This window comes from Tsukamurella strandjordii (assembly GCF_039525985.1).
GTDB lineage: Bacteria > Actinomycetota > Actinomycetes > Mycobacteriales > Mycobacteriaceae > Tsukamurella > Tsukamurella strandjordii.
This window is the reverse complement of sequence record NZ_BAAAII010000005.1, coordinates 168,652-194,909: the sequence shown is the minus strand read 5'-3', so window position 1 is coordinate 194,909 and position 26,258 is coordinate 168,652. Positions and strand designations below refer to the sequence as shown.

The 26,258-nt window shown below is 70.2% G+C and carries 26 protein-coding genes; 14 read left to right on the top strand and 12 right to left on the bottom strand.

The window, feature by feature from the left end; genetic code table 11:
• Positions 1-35 precede the first annotated feature (35 nt).
• Positions 36-1,106 (bottom strand): beta-ketoacyl-ACP synthase III, encoded by a 1,071-nt coding sequence (gene fabH, locus ABD108_RS09995; RefSeq protein ID WP_220658788.1) that lies wholly within the window; start codon positions 1,104-1,106, stop codon positions 36-38.
• Between the two features lie 158 nt (positions 1,107-1,264).
• On the opposite strand from fabH, the gene ABD108_RS09990 reads away from it, so the two are divergent.
• Genes ABD108_RS09990 through ABD108_RS09960 form a run of 7 tightly spaced genes read left to right on the top strand, consistent with a single transcriptional unit; the run spans position 1,265 to position 10,469 of the window.
• On the top strand, positions 1,265-1,876 hold the full coding sequence (locus ABD108_RS09990) for a TetR/AcrR family transcriptional regulator (protein ID WP_220658787.1): 612 nt from the start codon (positions 1,265-1,267) through the stop codon (positions 1,874-1,876).
• Complete coding sequence (locus tag ABD108_RS09985; protein WP_343930174.1) at positions 1,873-2,355, top strand: FAS1-like dehydratase domain-containing protein; 483 nt, start codon at positions 1,873-1,875, stop codon at positions 2,353-2,355. The genes ABD108_RS09990 and ABD108_RS09985 overlap by 4 nt, the downstream gene beginning before the upstream one ends.
• 36 nt (positions 2,356-2,391) lie before the next feature.
• On the top strand, positions 2,392-5,964 hold the full coding sequence (gene cobN, locus ABD108_RS09980) for a cobaltochelatase subunit CobN (protein ID WP_343930173.1): 3,573 nt from the start codon (positions 2,392-2,394) through the stop codon (positions 5,962-5,964).
• Positions 5,965-6,003: 39 nt separating this feature from the next.
• Positions 6,004-6,549: an FxsA family protein gene (locus ABD108_RS09975; protein ID WP_305110556.1), complete on the top strand. Its 546-nt coding sequence runs from the start codon at positions 6,004-6,006 to the stop codon at positions 6,547-6,549.
• A 19-nt stretch (positions 6,550-6,568) separates the two neighbouring features.
• Positions 6,569-8,131, top strand: coding sequence for an amidohydrolase (locus tag ABD108_RS09970; protein WP_305110554.1), 1,563 nt, complete (start codon positions 6,569-6,571; stop codon positions 8,129-8,131).
• A complete protein-coding gene (gene lnt, locus ABD108_RS09965) occupies positions 8,128-9,711 on the top strand; it encodes an apolipoprotein N-acyltransferase (RefSeq protein ID WP_220658782.1) in 1,584 nt (527 codons plus the stop codon). The genes ABD108_RS09970 and lnt overlap by 4 nt, the downstream gene beginning before the upstream one ends.
• Positions 9,708-10,469, top strand: a complete 762-nt coding sequence (locus ABD108_RS09960) for a polyprenol monophosphomannose synthase (RefSeq protein WP_220658781.1) — start codon at positions 9,708-9,710, stop codon at positions 10,467-10,469. The genes lnt and ABD108_RS09960 overlap by 4 nt, the downstream gene beginning before the upstream one ends.
• Before the next feature lie 104 nt (positions 10,470-10,573).
• Here the strand turns inward: ABD108_RS09960 and ABD108_RS09955 are convergent, their stop codons facing one another.
• Positions 10,574-10,909: an RNA polymerase-binding protein RbpA gene (locus tag ABD108_RS09955; RefSeq protein WP_220658780.1), complete on the bottom strand. Its 336-nt coding sequence runs from the start codon at positions 10,907-10,909 to the stop codon at positions 10,574-10,576.
• Between the two features lie 61 nt (positions 10,910-10,970).
• On the opposite strand from ABD108_RS09955, the gene ABD108_RS09950 reads away from it, so the two are divergent.
• The 4 genes from ABD108_RS09950 to ABD108_RS09935 all read left to right on the top strand — a co-directional run bounded on the left by ABD108_RS09950 (position 10,971) and on the right by ABD108_RS09935 (position 13,451).
• Complete coding sequence (locus ABD108_RS09950; protein WP_220658779.1) at positions 10,971-11,306, top strand: hypothetical protein; 336 nt, start codon at positions 10,971-10,973, stop codon at positions 11,304-11,306.
• Between the two features lie 27 nt (positions 11,307-11,333).
• Positions 11,334-12,179: a hypothetical protein gene (locus tag ABD108_RS09945; RefSeq protein WP_220658778.1), complete on the top strand. Its 846-nt coding sequence runs from the start codon at positions 11,334-11,336 to the stop codon at positions 12,177-12,179.
• The gene (locus ABD108_RS09940) at positions 12,176-12,763 is read left to right on the top strand and encodes a CPBP family intramembrane glutamic endopeptidase (RefSeq protein ID WP_220658777.1); all 588 of its coding nucleotides are present in this window, start codon (positions 12,176-12,178) and stop codon (positions 12,761-12,763) included. Before ABD108_RS09945 ends, ABD108_RS09940 begins: the two co-directional genes overlap by 4 nt.
• A 73-nt stretch (positions 12,764-12,836) precedes the next feature.
• Positions 12,837-13,451 carry a L,D-transpeptidase gene (locus ABD108_RS09935; protein ID WP_220658776.1) on the top strand — a complete coding sequence of 205 codons (615 nt, stop codon included), beginning with the start codon at positions 12,837-12,839 and terminating at the stop codon, positions 13,449-13,451.
• A 67-nt stretch (positions 13,452-13,518) separates the two neighbouring features.
• Here ABD108_RS09935 and ABD108_RS09930 read toward each other — a convergent pair whose 3' ends face one another.
• Together ABD108_RS09930 and ABD108_RS09925 are read right to left on the bottom strand one after the other, a co-directional pair.
• A complete protein-coding gene (locus ABD108_RS09930) occupies positions 13,519-15,003 on the bottom strand; it encodes a flavin-containing monooxygenase (protein ID WP_220658775.1) in 1,485 nt (494 codons plus the stop codon).
• Between the two features lie 121 nt (positions 15,004-15,124).
• Positions 15,125-15,607 carry a QcrA and Rieske domain-containing protein gene (locus ABD108_RS09925; protein ID WP_220658774.1) on the bottom strand — a complete coding sequence of 161 codons (483 nt, stop codon included), beginning with the start codon at positions 15,605-15,607 and terminating at the stop codon, positions 15,125-15,127.
• A 26-nt stretch (positions 15,608-15,633) separates the two neighbouring features.
• Between ABD108_RS09925 and ABD108_RS09920 the strand changes: the two genes are divergently transcribed.
• On the top strand, positions 15,634-16,119 hold the full coding sequence (locus ABD108_RS09920; RefSeq protein ID WP_343930172.1) for a DUF2231 domain-containing protein: 486 nt from the start codon (positions 15,634-15,636) through the stop codon (positions 16,117-16,119).
• A gap of 4 nt (positions 16,120-16,123) precedes the next feature.
• Here ABD108_RS09920 and ABD108_RS09915 read toward each other — a convergent pair whose 3' ends face one another.
• Both ABD108_RS09915 and ABD108_RS09910 read right to left on the bottom strand, forming a co-directional pair.
• Positions 16,124-16,642, bottom strand: coding sequence for a gamma carbonic anhydrase family protein (locus ABD108_RS09915; RefSeq protein ID WP_343930171.1), 519 nt, complete (start codon positions 16,640-16,642; stop codon positions 16,124-16,126).
• A gap of 19 nt (positions 16,643-16,661) precedes the next feature.
• Positions 16,662-17,402: a VIT1/CCC1 transporter family protein gene (locus ABD108_RS09910; RefSeq protein WP_220658771.1), complete on the bottom strand. Its 741-nt coding sequence runs from the start codon at positions 17,400-17,402 to the stop codon at positions 16,662-16,664.
• Positions 17,403-17,429: 27 nt separating this feature from the next.
• Here ABD108_RS09910 and ABD108_RS09905 point away from each other — a divergent pair, with 27 nt between their 5' ends.
• Positions 17,430-18,587, top strand: coding sequence for an iron-containing alcohol dehydrogenase (locus tag ABD108_RS09905; protein ID WP_343930170.1), 1,158 nt, complete (start codon positions 17,430-17,432; stop codon positions 18,585-18,587).
• Here ABD108_RS09905 and ABD108_RS09900 read toward each other — a convergent pair.
• From ABD108_RS09900 to ABD108_RS09885, 4 genes are all read right to left on the bottom strand, one after another.
• Positions 18,584-19,969: a PE-PPE domain-containing protein gene (locus ABD108_RS09900; RefSeq protein WP_343930169.1), complete on the bottom strand. Its 1,386-nt coding sequence runs from the start codon at positions 19,967-19,969 to the stop codon at positions 18,584-18,586. The genes ABD108_RS09905 and ABD108_RS09900 overlap by 4 nt on opposite strands.
• A gap of 170 nt (positions 19,970-20,139) precedes the next feature.
• Complete coding sequence (locus ABD108_RS09895) at positions 20,140-20,757, bottom strand: DUF305 domain-containing protein (RefSeq protein ID WP_343930168.1); 618 nt, start codon at positions 20,755-20,757, stop codon at positions 20,140-20,142.
• A gap of 79 nt (positions 20,758-20,836) precedes the next feature.
• Positions 20,837-21,223 carry a hypothetical protein gene (locus ABD108_RS09890; RefSeq protein ID WP_343930167.1) on the bottom strand — a complete coding sequence of 129 codons (387 nt, stop codon included), beginning with the start codon at positions 21,221-21,223 and terminating at the stop codon, positions 20,837-20,839.
• A 37-nt stretch (positions 21,224-21,260) separates the two neighbouring features.
• Positions 21,261-21,938 carry a FadR/GntR family transcriptional regulator gene (locus ABD108_RS09885; RefSeq protein WP_220658766.1) on the bottom strand — a complete coding sequence of 226 codons (678 nt, stop codon included), beginning with the start codon at positions 21,936-21,938 and terminating at the stop codon, positions 21,261-21,263.
• 82 nt (positions 21,939-22,020) lie between these two features.
• Between ABD108_RS09885 and ABD108_RS09880 the strand changes: the two genes are divergently transcribed.
• Positions 22,021-23,262 carry an MFS transporter gene (locus ABD108_RS09880; protein WP_343930166.1) on the top strand — a complete coding sequence of 414 codons (1,242 nt, stop codon included), beginning with the start codon at positions 22,021-22,023 and terminating at the stop codon, positions 23,260-23,262.
• A 7-nt stretch (positions 23,263-23,269) separates the two neighbouring features.
• On the opposite strand, the gene ABD108_RS09875 is transcribed toward ABD108_RS09880, so the two are convergent.
• Together ABD108_RS09875 and ABD108_RS09870 are read right to left on the bottom strand one after the other, a co-directional pair.
• Positions 23,270-23,836, bottom strand: coding sequence for a vitamin K epoxide reductase family protein (locus ABD108_RS09875; protein WP_305110537.1), 567 nt, complete (start codon positions 23,834-23,836; stop codon positions 23,270-23,272).
• A 47-nt stretch (positions 23,837-23,883) separates the two neighbouring features.
• Positions 23,884-26,250: an ATP-binding cassette domain-containing protein gene (locus ABD108_RS09870; protein ID WP_343930165.1), complete on the bottom strand. Its 2,367-nt coding sequence runs from the start codon at positions 26,248-26,250 to the stop codon at positions 23,884-23,886.
• Between the last annotated feature and the right edge of the window lie 8 nt (positions 26,251-26,258).

The window sequence follows — 26,258 nt, the reverse complement described above, 5'->3', positions numbered from 1 at the left end:
GGGGCAGGCGTCGGGTTCCCGAGGGGCGTCGGAGATCAGGCCTCCTCGTAGGTGGGCGGCAGCGTGATCACGTGTCCGGCGTAGGCCAGGCCCGAGCCGAAGGCCATGACGAGCGCGGTCTGGCCGGGCTTCGCCTTGCCGGTGCGCAGCAGCTCCTCGATGGCCAGCGGGATCGACGCGGCGGAGGTGTTGCCGGTGGTCACGATGTCCTCGGCCACGACGCAGTCGTCCCGCAGCTCCAGGGCCTTGATGAGCACCTGGGTGATCCGCAGGTTGGCCTGGTGCGGCACGAAGACGTCGATGTCCTTGGAGGTGAGGCCGGCCAGCTTGAGCGCCTCCTGGCAGGCGGGCAGGAGCGCGGTGGCCGCCCAGCGGAAGACCTTGCGGCCCTCCATGCGCAGGAAGGGGCGTACGGGCGCTTCGGTGGTCCCCGCGGTGTCATCCCGGTAGGCGTGCACCTCGTCGAAGTAGGTGCCGAAGTCCTTGTCCTGGTAGATCGCACCGGTGTAGTCGCCGTCGGCTCCCCACGAGACCTGTGAGATGCCCACCTCGTCGGACGGTCCGATGACCGCGGCGCCGGCGCCGTCGGCGAAGATGAACGCGCAGGTGCGGTCGTCCTCGGCGATCAGGTCCGACAGGCGCTCGACGCCCACGACCACCACGTACTTGGCGGTGCCGGCGCGGATCAGGTCGGTGCCCACGGCGGCGGCGGTGGTGAAGCCCGAGCAGCCGGCGGTGATGTCGAACGAGGGAATGCCGATGCGGCCGAGCGCCTTCGCGATCTGCGGCGCCAGCGAGGGACCCAGTTCGAGGCGGGTGTTGGTGGCGGAGATGACGCAGTCCACCAGCGCGGGATCGATGTTCGCGGCCTTGATGGCGCGCTCCGCGGCCTTGACCGACATCTCCAGAATGGTCTCGTCGTCGCTCGCGAAGTTCCGCGATTCGATGCCCGAACGGGTCTTGATCCACTCGTCGCTCGAGTCGATCTTGTCCACGATCTCCGAGTTCGGGACCACGCGCCGCGGCCGGTAGACGCCGATTCCGAGGTAGGCGGCGTGCGGCTGCTCAGCGGGAGCAGCGGGGGCGATCCGGGCGGGGGCGGTCATGCGTCGGTAACTCCATTCGGGGGACGGTGCGGGTGAACCATTCGGTTCACCGACGCAGTATTGGTAACATGAACCGAGCGGTTCAAACAAGCACCGCCATGCGGTCGGGCACAATATCCGGTCGTGACCCGATGGCTTCTCGAGGAGGATCGCGAGGAATGACGACCGCCCCCAAGCCGCGCCCGCGTCCCCGTGCGCGCCTGGTGAACACCGCCCTCACCCTCGTCGGGCAGCACGGCTTCGCCGATGCCGGGCTCACGGAGCTCACCGCCCACTCGAAGGCCTCGAAGAATTCGCTCTACCAGTACTTCCCGGGCGGCAAGGCCGAGCTCGTGGAGGCCTCCACCGCGCTCGCGGGCCGCCGCCTGCTGCGCTACATCGACGCCGCCACCAGCAAGGGGGAGCCGCACGACTGGATCGGGCGCTTCCTGGAGCTGTGGAAGCGGGTCCTGGTGCGGTCCGATTTCCGGGTGGGATGCCCGCTGCTGGCGGCCGCGCTGGCCGACGGTGAGCCCCGCGTCCAGGAGGCGGCCACCGCCGCCTACACCGAGTGCGCGCGCCGGTTCGCCGTGGCACTGGTCGACTCGGGGGTGGACGAGGAGGGCGCCCGCGTCTTCGCCTCGGTGTTCATGAGCTCGGTGGAGGGTGCCGTGGCGCGCTCACGCGCCGCGCGCAACATCTCCCCGCTCACCGACGTGCACGCCAGCATGAAGGCGCTCCTCGATCTCACGATCGCACAATCAGCTGTGCGAGTACAGTCCGGCGAATGAACCGCGACGACTACTCCGTCTGGCTCGAGGACACCTACGCGATCGATTCGGAGGGAGTGCGCTCGTACGCCCGTGCCACGCGCGCATCGCACGTCCCCTACGCGAACAGCCGCGTGATCCCGCACGACACGGCCGTCCCGCCGCTGATCGTGGCGCAGCCCGTGTTCAAGGTGGCAGCACGGCTCATGGCCGACGTCATCGACGACTTCAACGTGGGCCGCCTCCTGCACGTCTCGCAGACGGTCCGGCAGGTGGTGCCGATCCGGATCGGCGATGTGGCATCGCTCGGCGCCCGGATCACCGACCGCGTCACCAAGGCGGGAATCGACCTGTTCACCGTGGATTGCGTCGTGGCGGTGGGCGATGAGGCCCGGATCGAGACCTCCAGCGTGGTGGCCTACGCCGGGGGCGATGAGGTACCCGCCGATCTCATCGACCGGGCCTCCCGCGATGTGGTGATGCACGGCGCCGTGCTCTGAGAGCCGGCTCACCGACAGCAGGATAGGGTCGCCTATGTGATCCTCCTGCTCTCGACCTCCGACACCGATCTGCTCAGCGCGAAGGCCAGTGGCGCGCCGTACCGTTGGGCCAACCCGGCCCGGATCAGCGTGGACCTGGACCTGCCCGCACTGCTGGACGGTGCCGACATCGTGGTGGTGCGCATCCTCGGCGGACGCCGCTACTGGGAGGCGGGGCTCGACGCGCTGGCGGCGAGCGGCAAGCCCGTCGTCGTGGTCTCGGGGGAGCAGGCACCGGACGCCGATCTGATGGAGGCCTCGACCGTGGCGGCCGGCGTCGCCACCCAGGCGCACGCCTACCTCGCCGAGGGCGGCCCCGAGAACCTGGCACAGCTGCACGACTTCCTGTCCGACACCATCCTGCTGACCGGCAAGGGCTTCGCGCCGCCGGTCGCCGCGCCGCAGTGGGGTGTCGTCGAGCGGCCCGCGGGCACCGGTCCCCGGATCGGCATCCTCTACTACCGGGCCCAGCACCTGGCCGGGAACACCGCCTACATCGACGCGCTCGCCGCGGCCATCGAGGCGCAGGGTGGCACGGCCGTCCCGATCTTCTGCGCCTCGCTGCGCGCCGCCGACGATGCGCTCTTCGTCGAGCTCGCCACCCTCGACACGCTCGTGGTCACCGTGCTCGCGGCCGGCGGGGTGAACGCCGCGGGCGCCGCGGCGGGCGGCGACGACGAGTCCTGGGACGTGGGCCGCCTGGCCGCCCTGAACATCCCGATCCTGCAGGCGCTGGCGCTGACCACCTCGCGCGAACAGTGGCAGGGCAGCGACGACGGGCTGAGCCCGCTGGACGTGGCGACACAGGTCGCGATCCCGGAGTTCGACGGCCGCATCATCACCGTGCCCTTCTCGTTCAAGGAGATCGGCGACGACGGCCTGCCCGCGTACGTCCCGGACGCCGAGCGCGCGGATCGCGTGGCCGGGCTCGCGCTGCGGCACGCGCGGCTGCGGTCGGTGCCGAACCCCGATAAGCGGATCGCGCTGTTGCTCTCGGCGTACCCCACCAAACACGCCCGCATCGGCAACGCCGTCGGCCTGGACACGCCGAAGTCCGCGCTGGAGTTGCTCCGCCGGCTCCTCGACGCGGGCTACGACTTCGGCCCGGCCGAGGCGATCCCCGGACTGGCCGCCGACGATTCCGATGCCTTCATCCACGCCCTCATCGCCCGCGGCGGACAGGACCCCGACTGGCTCTCCGACGAGCGCCTCGAGGCCACCGAGATCACGGTGCCCGCGGACACCTACCGACAGTGGTTCGCCACGCTCCCGCAGGGCCTGCGCGACTCCGTCACCGAACACTGGGGCGAGGCGCCCGGCTCGCTGTTCACCACCGCCGCGGACGAGATCGCCATCGCCGCCCTGCGATTCGGCAACCTCGTGGTCATGGTGCAGCCGCCGCGCGGCTTCGGCGAGAACCCCGTAGCGATCTATCACGATCCCGACCTACCGCCGAGCCACCACTACCTGGCCAGCTACCGCTGGCTCGCGGCGGCCGAGGCCGACGGCGGCGTCGGCGCCGACGCCGTGGTGCACCTCGGCAAACACGGCAACCTGGAGTGGCTGCCGGGGAAGACGCTCGGCATGTCGGCCGACTGCGGCACCGACGCCGCTCTCGGCGATCTCCCGCTGATCTACCCGTTCCTGGTCAACGACCCCGGCGAGGGCACGCAGGCGAAGCGTCGCGCGCACGCGGTGCTGGTCGATCACCTGATCCCGCCGATGGCCCGCGCCGAGAGCTACGGCGACATCGCGCGCTTGGAGCAGCACCTCGACGAGTACGCCAACGTCGCCAGCCTCGACCCGGCGAAGCTGCCGATGATCCGGCAGCAGATCTGGACCCTGCTGCAGGCCGCGAAGCTCGACCACGACCTGGGGCTCACCGATCAGCCCGACGAGGATTCCTTCGACGACATGATCCTGCACGTCGACGGCTGGCTCTGCGAGATCAAGGACGTGCAGATCCGCGACGGCCTGCACATCCTGGGCGCGGCACCGTCGGGGGATGCGGAGTCCGATCTGGTGCTGGCCATGCTGCGCGCCAAGCAGATGTGGGCCGGCGCGGTGCACACACCCGGCCTGCGCGAGGCCCTGGGCATGGACGAGGACGGGTCCGCCTCGAAGGCGCAGACCGATGAATTCGAGGCCCGCGCCCGCGAGCTGGTGTTCGCGGCCGCTGCTACCGACTGGGATCCGGCCGCGGTGGCCGCGATCAGCGACGATCCGGCCGTGACGAAGGTGCTGGAGTTCGCGGCTACCGAGATGGTGCCGCGGCTGCGCCGCACCGGCGACGAGATCGATCACGTGCTCCGGGCCCTGGACGGCGGTTTCGTCCCCGCCGGACCGTCGGGCTCGCCGCTGCGCGGGCTGGTGAACGTGCTGCCCACGGGCCGCAACTTCTACTCCGTCGACCCGAAGGCGGTGCCCTCGCGGCTGGCCTGGGCTACCGGGCAGGAACTCGCGGAGTCCCTGATCGCGCGGTACCTCGGCGAGCACGGCGAGTACCCGAAGTCGGTGGGCCTGTCGGTGTGGGGAACCTCCGCCATGCGCACCGCGGGCGACGACATCGCCGAGGTGCTGGCGCTGCTCGGCGTGACCCCCGTGTGGGACGAGCAGTCCCGCCGGGTGTCCGGCCTCGAGGTGATCGGCCTGGAGGAGCTGGGCCGCCCCCGCATCGACGTCACCGTGCGCATCTCCGGCTTCTTCCGCGACGCCTTCCCGCACGTCGTGGCGATGCTCGACGATGCGGTCCAGCTGGTCGCACAGCTCGACGAGTCCGACGAACAGAACTACGTGGCCGCCCACACCCGCGCCGCGCTGGCCGAGCACGGCGATCCCCGTCGGGCCACCACCCGCGTCTTCGGCTCCAAGCCCGGCACCTACGGCGCCGGACTGCTGCAGCTGATCGACTCGAAGAACTGGCGCACCGACGCCGACCTCGCCGAGGTGTACACCGCGTGGGGCGGTTACGCGTACGGCCGCGGGCTCGACGGTGCACCGGCCGCCGACGACATGCGGTCGGCGTACCGGCGGATCGCCGTGGCGGCGAAGAACATCGACACCCGCGAGCACGACATCGCCGATTCCGACGACTACTTCCAGTACCACGGCGGCATGGTGGCCACGGTGCGTCATCTGACCGGCTCCGACCCGGAGGCCTACGTCGGCGATTCCACCCGCCCGGACAGCGTGCGCACCCGGACCTTGAACGAGGAGACCACCCGCGTCTTCCGCGCCCGGGTGGTGAATCCGCGCTGGATGGCGGCCATGCGCCGGCACGGTTACAAGGGCGCCTTCGAGATGGCGGCCACCGTCGACTACCTCTTCGGTTTCGACGCCACCGCCGGCGTGATGGCCGACTGGATGTACGAAACGCTCACGCAGAACTACGTGCTCGACCCCGAGAACCGGAAGTTCATGGAGGAGTCGAACCCGTGGGCGCTGCACGGCATCGCCGAGCGGCTGCTGGAGGCCTCGCAACGCGAGCTGTGGAAGGAACCCGACCCGCAGCTCCTCGCCGACCTGCAGCAGGTGTACCTCGACACCGAGGGCGATCTCGAGGACCGCTGACGCGGGAACCATTCGCCCGGTTCGCCCGTTGTACAGGGCATGAAGCTCTTTGCGTTCCTGACCTACTTCGTCGTGGAGATCGCGGCGTTCGCGGGCCTCGTCGCGTGGCTCGGGTTCGGCTGGGCACTGCTCACCGTGATCGCCGCGACCGCCATCGGCGTCCTCATGCTGCGGCGCACCGCCGCGGGCGTGCTGCGCGACCTCGGCGCGGCCCTCGACGGGCGCAAGTCCGCGGGGCCCGCCCTGATGGACACGGCGCTGCTCGCCGCGTCGGTGTTCCTGCTCGCCGTGCCCGGCGTGGTGAGCACCGCGCTCGGCCTGGTGCTGCTGGTCAAGCCGGTCCGCGCCGTGATCCGCCCGGTGGCCGCGTACGTGGGCGCCAAGCGCATCGCGCACTTCGTCGAGGAGTCGGGCCTGGTGACCGTGCTCGCCGGGCAACCGCGCGGCTTCGGCACCGTGGTCGACGGCTCGGTCGACGACCACGCCGCGCAGGGCGCCGCCGACGGCACCGTGGACGGTGTCGTGGTGGACGCCGGATCGTCCGCCGGTCCCCGTCCCGGATACCGGGAGCTGCCGCCGGCGTAGCGCTTGGCAGACTCTAGGGGTGAGCACGGAACTCCTCGTCGGCGGGCGCATCTACACACCCGCCTCCACCACGGCCACCGCGATCGCCGTGGAGAACGGCCTCATCAGCTGGATCGGTGAGGATCAGGCGGCGCGGGCCCTGCATCCGGACGCCCGGGTCACCGATCTCGACGGCGCCTTCGTCGCCCCCGGCTTCGTCGACACCCACGTGCACCTCACCGCCACGGGACTGGCACTCACCGGACTCGACCTGTCCGGGCCCAGGGACGCCGTGGTCGCCACGCTGCAGGGCACGCTCGGCGGCGCGGTCCTGGCGCGCGGCTGGGACGACACCGCGTGGGACACCCCGCTGCTGCGCACCGACCTGCCCGGGGACCGCATCATCTACGCCGCGCGCATCGATGAACACTCCGCACAGGCCAGCACCGCCCTCCGCGCCCTGGTGCCCGACCTCGCCGAGCTGGCCGGCTACTCGCCCGACGGTCCGCTGACCGCCGCCGCGCACCACGCCGTCCGCGCGGCCGCGATCGCCGCGCTCACCGATGTGCAGATCACCGCGGCACAGACCGCCGCCCTCGACGCGGCGGCCCGCGCGGGCATCGTCGCCGTGCACGAGAACTCGGGCCCGGACATCGCCGGCGAGCGGGATTTCGCGCTCCTCGCGGGTCTCGATCATCCGGTCCACGTGCGCCGGTACTGGGGGGAACCCGCCCGGGACGCCGAGCACGCCCGCGCCCTGCTGGCCCGCACCCGCGCCGACGGGCTGGCCGGCGACCTGTTCGTGGACGGCTCGCTCGGCAGCCACACCGCCCTGCTGCTCGAGCCCTACGCCGACGCCGACACCCACGGCGTCTCCTACCTCGACGACGAGACCGTGACGAACCACATCCTGGCGTGCACCGAGGCCGGAATCCAGGCCGGCTTCCACGCCATCGGCGACGCCGCGACGGCCCGGATCGTGGCCGGCTTCGCCGCCGCCGTCGAGCGGTTCGGCGGCCCGCGGGTGGCCTCCTGCGCGCATCGCATCGAACACGCCGAGATGGTGACCGCCGATCAGGCGAAGCGACTGGGGGACTGGGGCGTCATCGCCTCGATGCAGCCCCTGTTCGACGCCTTCTGGGGCGGCACCGAGGGCATGTACGCGATGCGCCTGGGCGCCGAACGCGCCGCTACCCTCAACGATTTCGCGCTGTTGGCCCGCAACGCGGTGCCGCTCGCGCTGTCGTCGGATTCCCCGGTCACACCGCTGGACCCGTGGGCCACACTGCGCGCCGCCACCCAGCACCACACGCCCGGCAGCGCCATCTCGCCCCGCGCCGCCTTCGCCGCAGCGACCCGCGGAGCCTGGCGGGCCGGGGGAGTGCGCGACGGCATCGCCGGCACCCTCGTTCCCGGCGCGCCCGCATCGTTCGCCGTGTGGGACGCCGACGAACTGGTGGTGCGGGCACCGTCGGACGCGGTGCAGCGCTGGTCCACCGATCCGCGCGCGGGCGTGGCCCCGCTGCCCGATCTGGCGCCGGGAGCCCGCCTGCCGCGCTGCCTGCGCACGGTGATCGACGGACGGACGGTGTTCGCGGCGTGACCGCCGTGCTGGCGCGATCGCTCGCGAGCCTCGCCGCGGGCCTCGCCCTCTACTTCGCGTTCCCACCCACCGGCCTGTGGTGGCTCGCCCCGATCGGCATCGGCGTGCTGTACGCCGTGCTCGCGCTGCCGGACCGGACGCGGCCGCGCGCCGGCTTCGGCTACGGCCTGCTCGCCGGGCTCGGGCAGTTCGTCCCGCTCCTGAAGTGGATCGACAGCATGGTCGGCGCGCTCCCGTGGATCGGACTCGCGATCGCCTGCTCGATCTTCTACGGGGCCTTCGGCGTGCTCGCGGCGCGCCTGACCCGCGTGCCGGGCGCCCCGGTCTGGGTGGCCGCGGCCTTCACCGTCGCCGAGTGGGCGCGGTCCTCCTTCCCGTTCGGCGGCTTCCCCTGGGGCCGGCTCGCGTTCAGCCAGGGCGACTCACCCCTGGTCTCGCTGGCCCGGTTCGTGGGCGCACCCGGCCTCTCCTTCGCGGTGGCCCTGCTCGGCACCGCCCTCGCGGCGGCCGCACTCACCGCGTGGCGCCGGGGCGCGGCCCGTGGCTACGCCGTGCCCGCCGCCGCGGCACTGATCGTGGTGGCCGGGGCGGCCGCGGCCTGGCCGACGGTGGGCGCACCGTCGCCCGGACGCACGGTGACGGTGGCCGCGATCCAGGGCAACGTACCCGAGCAGCGCTGGGACGTGGCCACCCAGCGCGAGGCCGTGCTCACCAATCACCTGGAGGAGACGCGGCGGCTGGCCGCGGAGATCCGCGCCGGGCGGCAACCGCAACCGGACGTGGTGGTGTGGCCCGAGAACTCCTCGGACGTCTCCCCGGAGCGTGATCCCTCGGTGGATGCCCGGATGCGCGCCGCCGCGGCGGAGGTGGGGGCGCCGATCCTGGTGGGCAGCGTGCACTACGACGACACCGGCCGCTACTACAACAGCATGATCCTGATGACCGCCGAGGGCCCGGTGGAGCGGCACGACAAGGCCATCCTGCAGCCCTTCGGCGAGACCATGCCGATGCGCGACTTCTTCCGCCTGTTCTCCAGCTACGTCGACATGGCCAACAACTTCACCCCCGGCACCGGCGACGGGGTGGTGCATCCCCGCCGCGGCGACGGTCCGCCGCTGCCGCTCGGCGTCGCGACCTGCTACGAGGTGGCCTTCGACCGCTCGTTGCGGATGTCCGTGGCGAACGGGGCGCAGCTGCTCACGGTGCCCACCAACAACGCCACCTTCGGGCGCACGGGCATGACCTGGCAACAGCTGGGCATGTCGCAGGTCCGGGCCGTCGAACTCGATCGCGATGTGATGGTGGCCGCGACCACCGGAGTGAGCGCCTTCGTGCGTCCCGACGGCACGATCGCGCAGAACACCCGTATCTGGACCGCCGACCATCTGGTGGAGACCATCGCCCTGCGCGAGGGCCGCACCCCGGCCGCCCGACTGGGCGAGTGGGGGAACATCGCACTGTTGGTGCTCACCCTGTGCGGGATCGCCATCGCCATAAGGCAGGATGGATGGCGTTTCACCCAGCCCGCATCGGACCACTCCACAGCAGACCGGCCCACAGCAGACCAAGGAACCACATGACCGAGCAGCCGTCGTCTCCCTCGTCGAAGACGCTGGTGATCATCCCCACCTACAACGAGCTGGAGAACCTGCCGCTCATCGTGGGTCGCCTGCACCGCGCCCAGCCGGACGTCGACGTCCTCGTGGTCGACGACAGCAGCCCGGACGGGACGGGGGAGAAGGCCGACGAGATGGCCGCCGCCGATCCCCGCGTGCACGTGCTGCACCGCTCGGAGAAGAACGGCCTCGGCGGCGCGTACATCGCCGGTTTCAAGTGGGCGCTCGATCGTGACTACCGCGTGGTGGTCGAGATGGACGCCGACGGCTCGCACGCCCCGGAGCAGCTGTACCGGCACCTGGACGCGATCGACGCGGGCGCCGATCTGGTGATCGGCTCGCGCTACGTGCCCGGCGGCAAGACCGTGAACTGGCCGCTGTCGCGACAGATCATCTCCCGCGGCGGCAACGTCTACAGCCAGATCATGCTGGGCACGCGGATCCGGGACATCACGGGTGGCTACAAGGCCTTCCGCCGCGAGACGCTCGAGGGACTCGGCCTCGACAGTGTTGAATCGCTGGGCTACAGCTTCCAGATCGACCTCACCTGGCGCGCCGTGCAGGCCGGGTACACCGTGGTCGAGGTGCCCATCACGTTCACCGAGCGGACCATCGGCGATTCCAAGATGAGCGGCTCCATCTTCAAGGAGGCGGCCACCCTGGTCCCGAAGTGGGGGTTCCAGGCCCGCAAGCGCAAGGTGCAGCGCCGCCTCGGCCGCTGAGTCTTCGGCCGCTGCGCAGGGCCGCCGCCCGCTGAGCGGGCGGCGTCGCGCGCACGAAGAAGGGCCCCGGATTTCTCCGGGGCCCTTTCTCGTGGTTTCTCAGGTCACTTGCCGCGACGCGCCTTGAGCAGGTCGAGCCGCTCCTTGAGCAGCTCCTCCAGCTCGCCCTCGGACCGCCGCTCGAGCAGCATGTCCCAGTGGGTACGCGGGGGTTTGACCTTCTTCTCCTCGGGAACCACGCCGTCGATCAGCGTGCCCTCCAGGCCGTTCTTGCACAGCCAGGTACCGGGGATCTCCGCGTCGTCCGCGAACGGTACGTCGAACTCTTCACCGTTGTCGGTGCGGTATCGCGCGATCCGCCGCGGAGCGAGGTCGTGGTCCCGATCCGTCTCATAGCTCACCGCACCCAGGCGGCTGCCCCGTAGAACTCGATCTGCCATGCTTCTCCCAACGATCGCCGTACGCCGAACATTCCCAGTCTACCGGCTAGGATGAGCGGCCATGACCACCGCTCGACGACGCCGGTCCGCCGCGTGCGCGTGGTGCGGCCGTGAGGTGGTCTCCGAGGGCCCCGGCCGCACCCGGAAGTACTGCCGCCGTTCCTGCCGCCAGCGCGCCTACGAGGCCCGCGCCGCGCTGGACGGCTCGTCGCTGCCCGCCGATTCGGTGGTGCTGACGGCGGCCGAGGCCGAGGCGGTGGCGGAGCGTATGTTCGAGGTACGGTGCGCGGCGGAAGACGTGCAGACCGCCGTCGCCGAGGGCGCCACCCTCGACGAACTGTCCGAGCTCGCGGACCGTCTGGTGGAGACCGCGCGCGCCGCCGAACGTTTGCGCTGATCGCCCGACCCGAGGAGAGATTTTTCGATGACGCCCGCCCGCCTTCGGCTCGGCGCCCTGATCGCGGCCCTCGTGCTCGCCGTCTCCGCGTGTTCGTCGAACGACCCGACTCCGCAGGTGACCTCGGTCGCGCCGCCGCCGCCGGCACCGGCCGCGATCCCCGCCGATTGGGCGGAGTCCACGGTGCAGGTTCCGGGGAGCGCGGTCGCGGCCACCTACACCGCGCCGCGATCGGCTCCGGATCGGCTGCGGGCCGCGCTGGTGCTCGGCGACGACGACCGCGGCGGCCAGGTGGCCACCAAGCAGATCGCGGTGATGCTGGCCCATCAGGGCGTGGCCAGCCTGCGGTACGACGGTGCGCTCGCCGGCAATCCCGACTACGCGCAGGCCCTCGACCGGGCCGGGCGCGCGCTCACGGCGCTCGCCGAGACCTCGAAGGTCGACGATGCACGATTGCTCGCCGTCGGGCACGGCCCTGCCGCACCGCTGGTGATCGCCCTCGGTGCCGGGCAGGCGCAGCGTCCGCCGCGGCCGATCGCCCTGATCGAGCCGGTGGTGGCGAACCCGCTGCCGAACGCTCCGGACATCTACCAGAACACCCTGGCGATGACCGATGCGCAGACCAAGTACCTGGACAAGCGCAAGCACAACCTGGTCACCTGCTCCGATGCCGATGTGGCCGTGGACTGCTCCGCGGTGCAGGGCGTGGTGGACATGATGACGGGCACGCACGTGAACTTCGTCCGGCTGCGCGGCGTGAGTTACGCACTGCAGGAGGACGAATCGCGCGATCCCGCACGGTACGGCGCCCCCGATCTGTCGTTCTCCGCGAGCCTGAACCGCACGGTCGGTACCTGGGTCTCGATGCAATGAGCCGCCCGGATCGCGGCGCGCTCGGTGGTGCGGCACTGGCCTCGGGCGCCGCGGTGGCCTGGTCGAACGCGGCGCTTCCGCGGCTGACGCACGAGTTCGGCCTGGGCCGTGCGGGCCGGTCCGCAGCGACCGCCGCGTTCTGCGCTGCGGATGCTCTGCTGGCGCGGGCCCGGGTTCCGGCTCCGCTCGGTGTCGGAGCGGGGGCCGCGCTCGCGGTCGCCGGCCTCATCGGCGCACGCTCGGTGGATCGCGAGGATCCGCCGCCGCTGCCGCGGTGGGTGCTGCTGGACATCCCGTTGGGCACGGTGCTGCCGGAGGAGGTGCTCTTCCGGGGTTCGCTCACGCCGCGCTGGGAGGCCGCTCTGGGACGTCCTGCGGGGTCGGTCGCGGGTGCCCTGACTTTCGGGCTGTGGCATGTGGGTGCCGCTCAGGCTGCCGGCGACCCTGTACTTCCGACAATCGCCGTCACCTCGTTCGCGGGGGCGGCCTTCGACGCTCTGGTACGGCGAACCCGCAGGTTGTGGCCCGCGATGGCGGCGCATTGGGCACTGAACGGCGCCGGTGCTGTTCTCAGCTCGGGTTAAGTGTTTTCGAGGTTTGTCGGTACCGACACGTAGGATTGTGCGCAAGGCTTGATACCGCCCAGGAGGAATGACGATGACTGACCGCCATACCGGCGCCACCGCTCTCACTCGCCGCGGGTTCGCCCGTCTCGGTGCGAGTGCGGCGGCCGCGCTCGTCGCGGCCACGGCCACCGTCGGGATCGCCGCGGCGGCCCCGACCACGCCGCCCACGCCCACGCCCACCGATGGCCCCGCGCCCACGCAGGAGGCGCCCCCGGTCGCCACCAAGACGGGATGGGTCGCGCTCGCGGACGATGCGACGAAGCAGATCACCATCTGGCGCAACGGTGAGGTCGTGAAGACGATGCCCACGTCGATGGGCAGCGATAAGCACCCCACGCCGAACGGCACGTACTACACCATGGAGAAGAAGCGCGACATGTACATGGATTCGTCCACGTACGGCGTGCCGGTCAACTCCCCGGAGGGCTACCGCACGTACGTCGAGTACGCCACCCGCATGTCCTGGAGCGGCATCTTCGTCCACGCCGCGCCGTGGTCGGTGAACCAGCAGGGTGTCTCGAACGTGAGCCACGGCTGCCTGAACGTGAGCACGGAGAACGGGAAGTACATCTACGACAACTTCCCGATCGGCACCCCGATCGTGGTGCGCGGCACCGTGGGCGGTAAGTACACCCCCGGCTCGTAGCAACCCTGTAGACGAAGAACCCGCCCCGGCATGATGCCGGGGCGGGTTCTTCGCGTTGCGGGTGTCGTCAGACGCCGGCGTTCTGCGCCGGGGCGACGGTACCGAAGGTCAGCTCGGGCGCGTCGACCTGCGAGCGGGCGAAGTCGATCGAGTCGAGCACGAAGTTGTGCCGGATCATCCACGGCTGCTCCGTGGCGGCCTTGGGCATCGCGTCGGGGGAGCGCTGCACGTACCCGGAGGTGAGGTCGAGCGCGGGGTGCTCGGTGAGCACCTGCGTGCCGACCGAGGGCTCCACGTGGGTGTAGCCCTTGGTGGTCATGTAGCTCAGGAGGCGGGCGATGCCGCGGGCCGAGATATCGGCGCGGAGCGTCCACGAGTTGTTCGTGTAGCCGATGATGAAGGCGAAGTTCGGGACGCCCTCCAGCATGTACCCCTGGTAGGCGAAGCGGTCGTTCGGCTTGACGGGGGCGCCGTCCACCTGCACGTCGACGCCGCCGAAGGCGAGCAGCTGCAGGCCGGTCGCGGTGATCACGATGTCGGCTTCGAGCTCGCGGCCCGAGTTGAGCAGGATGCCCTTCTCGGTGAACCGGTCGATGGTGTCGGTGACGACCTCGGCCTTGCCGTCCTTGATCGTCTTGAACAGGTCGCCGTTGGGAACCACGCACAGGCGCTGGTCCCAGGGCTCGTACTTGGGCTTGAAGTGGGTGTCCACGTCGTAGCCCTCGGGCAGCATGCTCTGGTTCAGCTTGCGCAGGAACTTGCGCGAGGTCTTGGGGAACGAGCGGGCCAGCACGTACTGGCCCACGTTGATCACGGCGTTGATGTTGCGAGTGAGGCCGTGGGCCACGCGGGGCGGCAGCACCTTGGCGCCGAACAGCGTGAGCGGGTCCGCGTTCGGCACCGGCAGCACGTACGTGGGGGAGCGCTGCAGCATGGTGATGTGCTCGACGTCGTCGGCCATCGACGGGATCAGCGTGATGGCGGTGGCGCCGGAGCCGATCACCACCACCTTCTTGCCCCGGTAGTCGAGATCCTCGGGCCAGTGCTGCGGGTGCACCACCTGGCCCTGGAAGTCGTCGATGCCGGGGAAGGGCGGCTCGTAACCGGCGTCGTAGTTGTAGTAGCCGGTGCAGGCCGCGAGGAAGCGCGCGGTGTACACGACGGGCTCACCGTCACGCTCGGCGGTCACGGTCCACAGGTCGGTCGCGGAGTCGAAGTCGACGGTGCCGACCTTGGTGTTGAACCGGATGTTGCGGTCGATCCCGAACTTGGCGGCGGCCTCCTCGATGTAGGCCTTGATCTCCGGGCCGCTCGCGAGGCGGTTGGTGCCCTTCCAGGGGAGGAAGGGGTAGCTCAGGGAGAAGATGTCCGAGTCCGACCGGATGCCGGGGTACTTGAACAGGTCCCAGGTGCCACCCATCTCGGAGCGCTGCTCCAGGACGGTGTAGCTGAGCTGCGGGACGGTGCTGGATACGCGGTAGGCGGTGTCGATGCCGGCCAGGCCGGCACCCACGATCAGCACGTCCGTGTAGATAGCCTCGGGGTTGGCCACGAAAGACTCCTCGGTCGCTGGCGGTCCCGGCAAGCCACGGGGCTGCTTACTGAGACCGATTCAATAACTGGCGCCAATGGTACATCCGCAGTTCGGCGGGGTCCAGAATCTCCCGCCCCCGTCAGCCGACGACGAGCGTGTCCCCGTCGAGCCGGACGGCGATCGCGGCGAGAGCCTCCGTCGCGGGCCCCTTGATGGCGGCGCCGGTGGCCCCGTCGAAGGTGCTGCCGTGCGCCGGACATTCCAGCGCGAGCCCGTCGGACGCGGCCACGGTGGTGCCCTTGTGCGTGCAGGCGGCGTTGAAGGCCACGTACTTCCCGGCGGAGGGCTGCGCCACGACGTACGGGGTGACACCGGCGATCACCACCGCGCTTCCCACGGGGACTTGGGCCGCGGGGACCTTCGCGCTGCCACCGGGCCCGGACTCACCGGGCCGGGCGGCGGTCGTCTCGCCCGCGGTCCCGGCACCGGATCCGGAGTTGCCGCCGCAGGCGGCGAGGACGGGAACCAGCGCGATACCGGGCAGGGCGGCCAGGACGGCGCGGCGGCTGGGGCAGAGCAGCGGCGATTCGTGGACTGGGACTGGCTGAGTCGTCTGCGTCACGGGTCCCACTCTGCCAGCATTGGACCGTGCTCACCGAGATCGCCGGAATTCCGTCGCATCCCCTGTTCGTGCACGGCGCGGTGGTGCTCACCCCGATCGCCGCGCTGTTCGTCGTCGCCGCGGCCTGGTGGCCGGCGGCGCGCGCCCGGCTGGCGATCGGCACTCCCGTGCTCGCCCTGGTCGCGGCGCTGGCCTGCTTCGTGGCGACGCAGTCCGGCGAGCGCCTCGAACAGCGTCCGGCGATGGCGCGGATGCGCGCGCAGATCGCGGCCCACGAGACCCAGGGCAATGCCACGTTCTACTGGTCGCTCGCGGTCCTGGTGCTCGGGATCGCGGTGTGGGCCGGGTCGAGTCCGACGGTCCGCGGCCGGGTTCCAGGCGCGGCCGTGCTGTCCGGGCGGGCCGGGACCGTCGTGCTCGGCGTGCTCGCGACGGCGGCGGCCGCTGCCGTCATCGTGGGTGTGGTCGCCGCCGGGCATTCCGGGGCGACGATGGTGTGGTCGGGGATCTGACCCGTCAGGCGGGTCCGGTCTGGCTCGCGTGTGCGCGGGTGAGCTCGACGTAGACCGCGGCGTTCGCGCTCACGCCGGCGCGTTCGGCATCGCTCAACTCGCGCCGCACCTTGGCGGGGACCCCGGCCACCATCGAGCCGGGCGGGATCTCCATGCCCTGCGGCACGAGGGCGTTCGCGGCGATCAGGCTGCCCGCGCCGATCACGGCGCCGTTGAGCACCGTGGCGCCCATGCCGACCAGCACGTCGTCGCCCACGGTGCAGCCGTGCAGCACGGCGTTGTGGCCGATCGAGACGCGCTCGCCGACGGTGAGCGGGACGCCCGGATCGGCATGGAGCACCACACCGTCCTGGACGTTGCTGTGCGCGCCGACGGCGACGGTCGCCATGTCGCCGCGGATCACCGCGCCGTAGAAGACGCCGACACCGTCGCCGAGGTCGACGTCGCCGATCACGGTGGCGTTGTCCGCGACCCAGGCGGTCTCGGCCACGCGGGGCGTCATCTGTCCGAACCGTGCGATCATGCGTCCTCCTGCGACCGGTCTAGGCGATGCCGGTGGTGCCGAGCAGCTTACCGACGGCGTAGGTGATGGCCATGGCCACCAGCCCGCCCACCACGACGCGGGCGGTGGCGCGCTTGGGATCCGATCCGCCGAGCACCGCGGAGGTGTAGCCGGTGAGTCCGAGGCCGATCACCACCGACAGCACGATCCACAGAATCCGGTTGGGTTCGATGAGCGAGGCGAGGATCGGGATGGCCGCTCCGACGCTGAAGGAGATGGCGGAGGAGACGGCGGCGGCGATGGGGCTGGTGAGTGTCTGCTCGTCGATGCCGAGTTCGGCGTCGAGGTGGGCCTGCAGGGGATCGTGGGCGGTGAGTTCGATCGCGACCTGTTTCGCCGTCTCCGGCGTGAGCCCCTTATCGATGTAGAGCGCCTCGAGTTCGGCGAACTCGGCGTCGGGTTCCTCGGTGAGTTCGGTCCGCTCCTTGGCGATCAGCGCCTTCTCACTGTCGCGCTGGGTGCTCACCGAGACGTACTCGCCCAGGGCCATCGACACGGCGCCGGCCACGAGTCCGGCGATGCCGGCGGTGAGGATCGCCGAGGAGTCGCCCGTGGCCGCGGCCACGCCGATCACGATGCCGGCCGTCGAGATGAGTCCGTCGTTCGCGCCGAGGACGCCCGCGCGCAGCCAGTTGAGGCGGCCGCCGACGGCGTCGTGGTGCGGTTCGTAGTGGAAGTCCTCCGGTGCGGTGTCGCGATCCCCGCCGATCCCCTCTGTCATGGTCGTGAGTCTAGGTAGGTTCGGGGCATGACGGCAGCACAGATCGGACTTCCGCGTCGGCTCGTGGTCGGGGGAGGTGCCGCCGCCGAGGTGGGGCGCCTGGTGCGGGATCTCGGTTTCGCGCGCCCGCTGGTGGTGACGGACGCCTTCCTCGTCGCGCAGGGCACCGCGGCGCGGGTGGTGGCGGCGCTCGAAGGCGCGGGCTGCGCCACCGCGGTCTTCGACGGCACGGTGCCCGATCCCACCACGGATTCGCTGGGACCTGGCGTGGAGGCCGTGCGTGCCCACGGAGCGGACTGCGTGATCGGGCTCGGCGGCGGCAGCCCGCTCGACACCGCAAAGGCGCTGGCGGTGCTCGCCGTCGGCGGGGGAACGATGCGGGATTACAAGGCTCCCACGGTGACTGCGGGGCCCACCCTGCCCGTGATCGCGATCCCGACCACCGCGGGGAGCGGCAGCGAGGCTACCCAGTTCAGCATCATCACCGACAGCGCGAGCGACGAGAAGATGCTGTGCCCGGGGCCGGCCTTCCTTCCGGTCGCGGCGGTGGTGGATTACGAGCTGACTCTCTCGATGCCGGCCCGCCTCACGGCCGATACGGGTGTCGACGCCCTGACTCATGCGATCGAGGCCTACGTGAGTCGCAAGGCGAATCCGTTCGCCGACGGCTTCGCCCTCACTGCGATCAGTACCATCGCGCGGAACATCCGGCCGGTGTACGCCGATGGCGGCGATCGCGACGCGCGAGCGGCGATGATGCTGGCGGCCACCCAGGCGGGCGTGGCCTTCTCCAACAGTTCGGTGGCGCTCGTGCACGGGATGAGTCGGCCGATCGGGGCGCATTTCCATGTGGCGCACGGCCTGTCGAATGCGATGCTGCTGCCGGCGGTGATGCGGTTCTCGGTGGAGGCGGCGCCCGCACGGTACGCCGATTGCGCACGCGCCTACGGCCTGTCCGGCGGATCCGATGCGGCGCTGGCGCAGGCGCTGGTGGCGGCGATCGACGAGCTGTGCTCGGACCTGGAGGTCCCGACGCCGCGCGACTACGGGATCGAGCACTCGCGGTGGGACGAGCTCGCGCCGTTGATGGCGCAGCAGGCGCTGGCGTCGGGCTCCCCGGGCAACAATCCGCGGGTGCCCGACGCCGAGCAGATCGTCGCGCTTTACGACGAGGTGTACGGCTAGGCCGCTGCCACGTCGGGGGCGGCGGCCTCGGACCCGGTCGGTGCGTCCGACGTTGCGACGGCGGTGCTGTCCGGGGCGGGCGCGGAGACGGGAGGGGGCGCCGAGTCCGGTTCGGGGCCAGACGGTTCCGGCACCCCGTCCTCCGGATCGGACGAGGTCGGCGCGTTCGCTGGTCCGGGCGGTTCAGGCGCCGTCTCGTGGGCGCCCGAGGCGGGGGACGGCTGTGCCGAAACCGCAGTGGGTGTCTCGGCCTCGGCGCCGGCTTTCGTCACGAGCTCGGCAACGGAGACGGTGCCGGGCCGGTCGATGCTGTGGCGGCCGGCGGTGTCGGGCTTCGACGGGGAATCAGCTCTCGTGGGCGAGGGGGATTCGGGGAGGAGGAAGGGATTGCGAGCGCCTGGTTCGGCGATCGGGATGAGGGTGTTGAGGAGGCGGTCGAACTCTCGGGGAATCGGTGTTCCGTTCGCACGCAGCAGCCGCATCCACGGGTTCTCACCGGTATCGATCACCACCCAGGTGGCATTGTCCTCGACCCAGGTGCGCTTGGTCGAACCGTCGGCGTACGTGGATTCGATCACGGTACGGCCGTCGCGGTGCACCTGTTCGACCTTCACCGGCACTTCGCCCTTCGAGCCCGGTGTGTACGGCTCGCCGCCGTCCACGGGGGAGTAGCGGCCGATGTACTCCGACGTGTAGCCGGTGCCGTGCAGCATGAAACCGGGGAAGGCGTAGAACACGGTTGAGATCGGATTGCCCACGCCGCAGGCGATGTCGCCGCGGATGCAGATTCCCACGACGCTCGCGCCCGAGGCACCGTCGTTGCGGATGGGTCCGTTGTGCAGGCCGGGAATCCCGGCGGGGATCACGTTCCACATGCCCGTGCGGATGAAGCTGGGGCCGCCCTGCTCCACGAAAGTGAGCTTGGGCGCCCCTCCTCCCGTAGGCGCGGGATGGTCCTTGCCGTACCGGATCACCGCGAGACCGACGACGTCCGAGCCCTGGGAGATCGTGTAGACGACCACCTCATCGTCGGACGCGGCGGCGTCGGCCACCGCCTTGACGGTCGCGTCCGCGCCCTCGTCGACGGATTGGGCGTACGTGGTCGTGCGATCCGGGCTGAGCGCGAAACCTGGCCAGCCGATGCCGAACTGGGCGGAGTAGGGGACCAAGACCGGCGGGGCTCCGGTGTGGTCGCGCCCGATGCGCTTCCACTGGTCCTGGCCGGTGGGGTCGTTCGCCCCGCCGACCACGACGATCGTCTTGGCGAGGGCCTGTGCGAGGAAACCGGAGGTAGGGGTGGCCAGGAGGAAGGCTCCGACGAGACCGGTGCCGACGGCCGCGAGGGATGCGCTGGAGGTGGGACGCCGGTGGCGGGACGTCATGCGGGTTCTCTTTCGTAAGGAAGGAGCGGGAGTCACTCCCACAACCCGACGATTATGCGCAGGCGAACGACGTAATGTTGTCGGAATCAATCATTCACAAGAACACGTTCTCGCCACTGTGCGGACTCCCTGGGGGCGGCGGCCGGTGGTCGCCGCCCCAGGAAATCGGATCAGCCGAGCAGCTTCTGCATCCGGTCGATCTCGGCCTGCTGCCCGGACTTGATGTCGGTGGCGATCTGCCGGGTCTCGGCGTTCACACCGGAGGCGAGCTCGGTGTCGGCCATGGAGATGGCTCCGCGATGATGCTGGATCATCATGGTCAGCCACTCGCGGTCGAAATCGGTTCCGCGCAGCGACTTCAGTCGATCCATCTGCGCGTCGGTCATCATGCCGTCCATGGCGTGATCCATCGTCGGCTTGGGGGCCGGTTTTCCCCACGAGGCGAGCAGCCGGGTGAAGGCGTCCATCTCGGGTTGCTGTGCGCCCTTGATCTCGGCGGCCAGCGCGACGACATCGGCGCTGGCGTCCTTGCCGTCGACGAGGTTCGCCATGTCGATGGCCTGGGCGTGGTGCGGGTACATCATGGTCGCGAAGTTCACGTCGGTGTCGTTGTACGCGGCGTTGACGGCGCTCGACGGGGCCGACGACGAGGCGGAGTGCGCCCCGTGTCCGGCGGTGGTCGATGCGTCGGCGGCGTTCTGGTCGGCCGAGGAGCACGCCGACAGGACGGTGGCGGCGAGGGCGACGGCGGTGAGCGCCGTGGCCGTGCGGGTGCGGGACATGGTCATGGGTGATTCCTCACTGGAGATGGTTGCTGTGTGCGGGTACGTCGGAGCGCGCCGCGGCGGGGCCGCGCGCGGGCGTCGATCAGATTCGCAACAGGCAGAGGTCAGCGAGGGAGAGCACGGTCCAGGACGGGGGACCGCGGGCGAAGGCGGCGAGCACGCGGGGTTCGATCCCCGCGGTGCGACCGATGACCGGGAGCGTCGCGACGAGCGAGGGCGTGCCGAGAGCGTGCTGTTTGGCTACCGTCCCGGCGCAGTCGTGCGCCTTGTGCTCGTGCACCGCATCGAAGGTCGGCTTCTCGAACTGGGGGCCGTGGTTGGCCGAGGCGGTCGCCGCGAGCGGCGCACCGTCGTGCTGGGGCGTCGTCGGCATCGCGTGCCCGACCGGACCGATCCCGGTGTGCATGAAGGTGACAGCGAGTCCGAGAACGGCGGCGAAGACCATCGCCACCGCCCGAGTTCGCATCATCCGCACACGGATCAGGGTACCCCATGGGGGTACTAGATCACCGGCGGCGGAGCCGGACCTCGTTGAGCAGATGTTGCGCGGCGGCCCGGGCACCGTCGACATCGCCGGCGATCACCGCCTCCACGAGGGTCACGTGGTCCGCTTCGTACGAGGTGGCCGCTCCCACGGGGAACTCCTCCAGCTGCTCCTGCAGTACAGGGACGAGGGAATCGTAGAACTCCAGGTACATGGCGTTGTGACTGGCGGCGACGATGCCGCGATGCATCGCGAGATCGGTGCGCACGGCCTCTTCCTGATTCCCCTCGGCCACCCGCTCGGGCGACCACAGGGCATTGCGGTGGGCGAGGAGGCGGCGCAGTTCGGCGATGTCCTCCTCGTCGCGGCGCTGGGCGGCGAGCCCCGCCGCCGTCACATCGAGCGCCTCGCGCAGTTCCAACAGGTCGGTGTCGCGGGCGGCCGCGAAGTAGTCGCCGAGGGCGGAACTGGCGCACGCCGACAGGACGTAGGTCCCGGATCCCTGGCGCCGCTCCAGCATTCCGGCGTGCACGAGGGCCTGCACCGCCTCGCGCACGGTGTTGCGCGCGGTGCCGGTGAGCTCGCGCAGCTCGGTCTCCGTGGGAATCCGGCTGCCCACGGGCCAGCGCCCGCTGGCGATCTCAGCACGGAGCTGCTCGGTGACCTGCGCGATCAAGGTCTGTCGTCGTACGGGTTGCATCACATTCATCCTATCCGCGCGATAACGCCTTGCCACTATACGTCCATTCATCCTATGATTTCGTGGACCGTAAGGAGGCCGAATGACCAGCACTGCGACCGACCCGGAGACCCGGGAGGCCAACCCCGTCGTGCGCTCGATGATGCAGGGCCGGGCTCTGGTACTCGTCGCCATCCTGCTCTTCGCGCTGACGCTGCGCGCCGCGGTCACCTCGCTGACGCCGCTGCTCACCGAGATCAGCCACGAGATCGGTTTCGGTGCCACCGTCATCGGCGTCTTCGGCATGCTGCCCACCGCGATGTTCGCGGCCGCAGGCATCGTGACCCCCGTGATGACGACCCGGTTCGGGCTCGAACGCACCACCCTCATCGCCGTGGGCGCAACCGCCCTGGGCGTGGCCGTGCGTTCGGTGATGAGCGGCACCGGGGGACTGCTCGCCTTCTCCTGCCTGGCCCTCCTGGGAATGGGCATCGGCAACGTGGTGATTCCGCCGCTGGTGAAGCGGTACTTCTCGGAGCGGGTCGCATTCCTGAGCACCGCCTATCTCACCTGCGTCCAGTTGGGCACCATGATCCCCGCGCTGACGGCCGTGCCGGTCGCCGACGCGATGGGCTGGCGCTTCTCGCTCGGTATGTGGGCGATCATCCCCGTCGCGGCCTTCCTGCCCTGGCTCGGCATCGTCATCGCCCGGCGCGGCCACGACATCAACGATGTGACCGCCGAGGAGACCGCGGAGCCCAAGGGCCAGATCTGGCGCTCGCCGCTGGCCTGGGGCGCGGCCGCGATGTTCGGCATGACCTCGCTGTGCACCTACTCGATGTTCACCTGGATCCCGACGATCCTGTCGGACTCCGGCGGTAGCGCGGCGCTCGGCGGCAACATGGTGGCACTGTTCTCCGGTGTCGGATTCCTGTCCACTCTGGTGATCCCCGGTATCTGCACCCGGATGCGCAATCCGTTCCCGCTGGTCCTGGTGTTCCTGGCGTTCTTCGTGATCGGCTTCCTGGGCCTGCTGCTGGCGCCCATGAATCACACCTGGCTGTGGGTGATCGCAACGGGTCTCGGACCGACCACCTTCCCGATGGCCTTGACCCTGGTGAACCTGCGCACGCGCACAGGCGCCGGATCGGCCGCCCTGTCCGGCTTCATGCAGGGCGTGGGTTACCTGGCGGCGTGCGCCGGGCCGCTCGGCTTCGGACTGCTGCACGAGGCGACCGGCGGCTGGACCGCGCCCTTCGTGATGCTCTTCGTGTGCCTGATCGTGCTCGGTGTCGGCGCCTACCAGGCGTGCAAGCCGCGCATGCTCGAGGACACCTGGAACTGATCGGCGATCAGAACTTGCTGCTCCAGTAGTCCCAGAACTGGGTCGCGATCAGTGTGATCACCACGATGTACCAGACCAGGACGAGCGCGGCCAACCCCTGCTTCACCGTCAGGGTGGCCCGCTCGCCCAGCGCACCGGCGGTCGCCACCGCGGCCACGATCGGCTGAATCGTCCAGACCAGCATGCACCACAGGCAGAGCGCCTTGATGTCGAACAGGCTGGCGTGGATCAGGTAGGTGAGCAGGATCAGGCCGGCGGCGGATCCGATCGCGAGGCCGGTCCAGTACCACTGGGGGAGTGCGACCCCGCCGGCCGCGAGGATGCCGGTCACGATCACCACGGTGAAAGCGACCAGGCCCAGGAGCGGGTTGGGGAACCCGAAGACCGATCCCTGCGAGGATTCCATGATCGATCCGCAGGAGAGCACGCCGTCGATGCTGCACCCCGGCCGGAAGCTCGGATCCTGCAGCAGCTTGATCCGGTCGATGGTGAGCATCGCGGACGCCAGGAGTCCCAGCGCACCCGTGATGATGAGCACGATCCCGGACGGTCGTCGGTTGTCAACAGTGGCCACGTCACGATCCTAGGCGAGGCTCCTGTGTGGTCGCTGTCAGCGCACCGTCAGCCCTGCACGTACCCCGCGAGGTGCTCACCGGTGAGGGTCGCCCGGCTCGCCACCAGGTCGGCGGGGGTGCCCTCGAAGACGATGCGGCCGCCGTCGTGTCCGGCGCCGGGGCCGATGTCGATGATCCAGTCGCCGTGCGCCATCACCGCCTGGTGGTGCTCGATGACGATCACCGACTTGCCGGAGTCGACCAGCCGGTCGAGGAGACCGAGGAGCTGCTCGACGTCGGCCAGGTGCAGGCCGGTGGTGGGCTCGTCGAGGACGAGGACTCCGCCCTTGTCACCCATGTGGGTGGCCAGTTTGAGTCGCTGGCGCTCGCCACCGGACAGCGTGGTGAGCGGCTGGCCGAGGCTGACGTAGCCGAGCCCGACGTCGTTGAGGTGGGTCAGGATCTTCTGCGCCGCCGGGATCTTCGCTTCGCCGTCGGCGAAGAACTCGAGCGCGTCGGCCACGGGCATCGCGAGCACCTCGCTGATGTCCTTGCCCCCGAAGTGGTATTCGAGGACGGCCGCCTGGAACCGTTTGCCCTCGCACTCCTCGCAGGTGGTCGAGACGCCGGCCATGATCCCGAGGTCGGTGTAGATCACGCCCGCGCCGTTGCAGGCGGGGCAGGCGCCCTCGGAGTTCGCGCTGAAGAGTGCGGGTTTCACGCCGTTCGCCTTGGCGAAGGCCTTCCGGATGGGCTCCAGCAGACCGGTGTAGGTGGCCGGGTTGCTGCGGCGGCTGCCCTTGATGGGCGTCTGGTCCACGGTTACCACGCCCTCACGGGGGCTGATCGATCCGTGGATCAGCGAGCTCTTGCCCGAGCCGGCCACACCGGTCACCACCGTGAGCACGCCGAGCGGGACGTCCACGTCGACGTCCTGGAGGTTGTGTTCGTCGGCGCCGCGCACCTCGAGGAAGCCTGACGGTGCGCGCACCTCGCCCTTGAGCCGGGCACGGTCGTCGAGGTGCCGCCCGGTCAGGGTGTCCGCCTTCCGCAGCGCATCGACGGTGCCCTCGAAGACGATCTCGCCACCGGCGGAGCCTGCGCGGGGGCCGAGGTCGACGACGTGGTCGGCGACCGCGATGGCCTCGGGCTTGTGCTCGACCACGAGCACGGTGTTGCCCTTATCGCGGAGGCGGATCAGCAGATCATTCATCCGCGCGATGTCGTGCGGATGCAGGCCGATGGTCGGCTCGTCGAAGACGTAGGTGATGTCGGTGAGCGAGCTGTTGAGGTGCCGGATCATCTTGGTGCGCTGCGCCTCACCGCCGGACAGGGTGCCGGCGGGCCGATCCAGCGAGAGGTAGCCGAGGCCGATCTCGACGAACGAGTCCAGGGTCTGCTGCAGGTTCTCCAACAGGGGAGCCACCGACGGGTCCTGCACGGCGCGCACCCAGTCGGCGAGCTCGTTGATCTGCATGGCGCAGCAGTCGGCGATGGAGGTCCCGTTGATCTTCGACGAACGGGCCAGTTCGGAGAGCCGGGTGCCGTCGCAGTCGGGGCAGACGGCGAAGGTCACGGCGCGTTCGACGAAGGCACGGACGTGGGGCTGCATCGCCTCGACGTCCTTGGACAGGAAGGACTTCTGAATCTTGGGGATGATCCCCTCGTAGGTGAGGTTGATGCCCTCGACCTTGATCTTCGTCGGTTCCTTGTAGAGCAGGTCGTTGAGCTCGCGCTTGGTGTACTTCGCGATGGGTTTGGCGGTGTCGAAGAAGCCGCTGCCCCGGTAGATGCGCCCCTGCCAGCCGTCCATGCTGTAGCCGGGGATGGTGAACGGGCCGTCGTCGAGCGATTTGTCGGCGTCGTAGAGGGCGGTGAGGTCGATGTCGGTGACGTTGCCCCGGCCTTCGCATCGCGGGCACATGCCGCCCGTGATGCTGAAGCTGACCTTCTCCTTGATCTCGCGGCCGCCCTTGTCGTGCTTGACCGCACCGGCTCCGCTGACGGAGGCGACGTTGAAGGAGTAGGCCTGCGGCGATCCGATGTGCGGGGTCCCCAACCGGCTGAACAGGATCCGCAGCATCGCGTTGGCATCGGTGGCGGTGCCGACGGTGGACCGGGGGTCGGAGCCCATGCGCTCCTGGCCGACGATGATCGCCGTGGTGAGCCCGTCGAGCACGTCGACGTCGGGCCGGGCGAGAGTCGGCATGAATCCCTGGACGAAGGCGCTGTAGGTCTCGTTGATGAGCCGCTGCGATTCCGCCGCGATCGTGCCGAAGACCAATGAGCTCTTGCCCGACCCCGAGACGCCGGTGAACACGGTGAGCCGCCGCTTGGGCAGCTCGATGCTCACGTCTTTGAGGTTGTTCTCGCGAGCGCCGTGGACGCGGATCTTCTCGTGGGAGTCGGCGACGTGCGGGGCGGGCTTGGCCATGGGCGCTC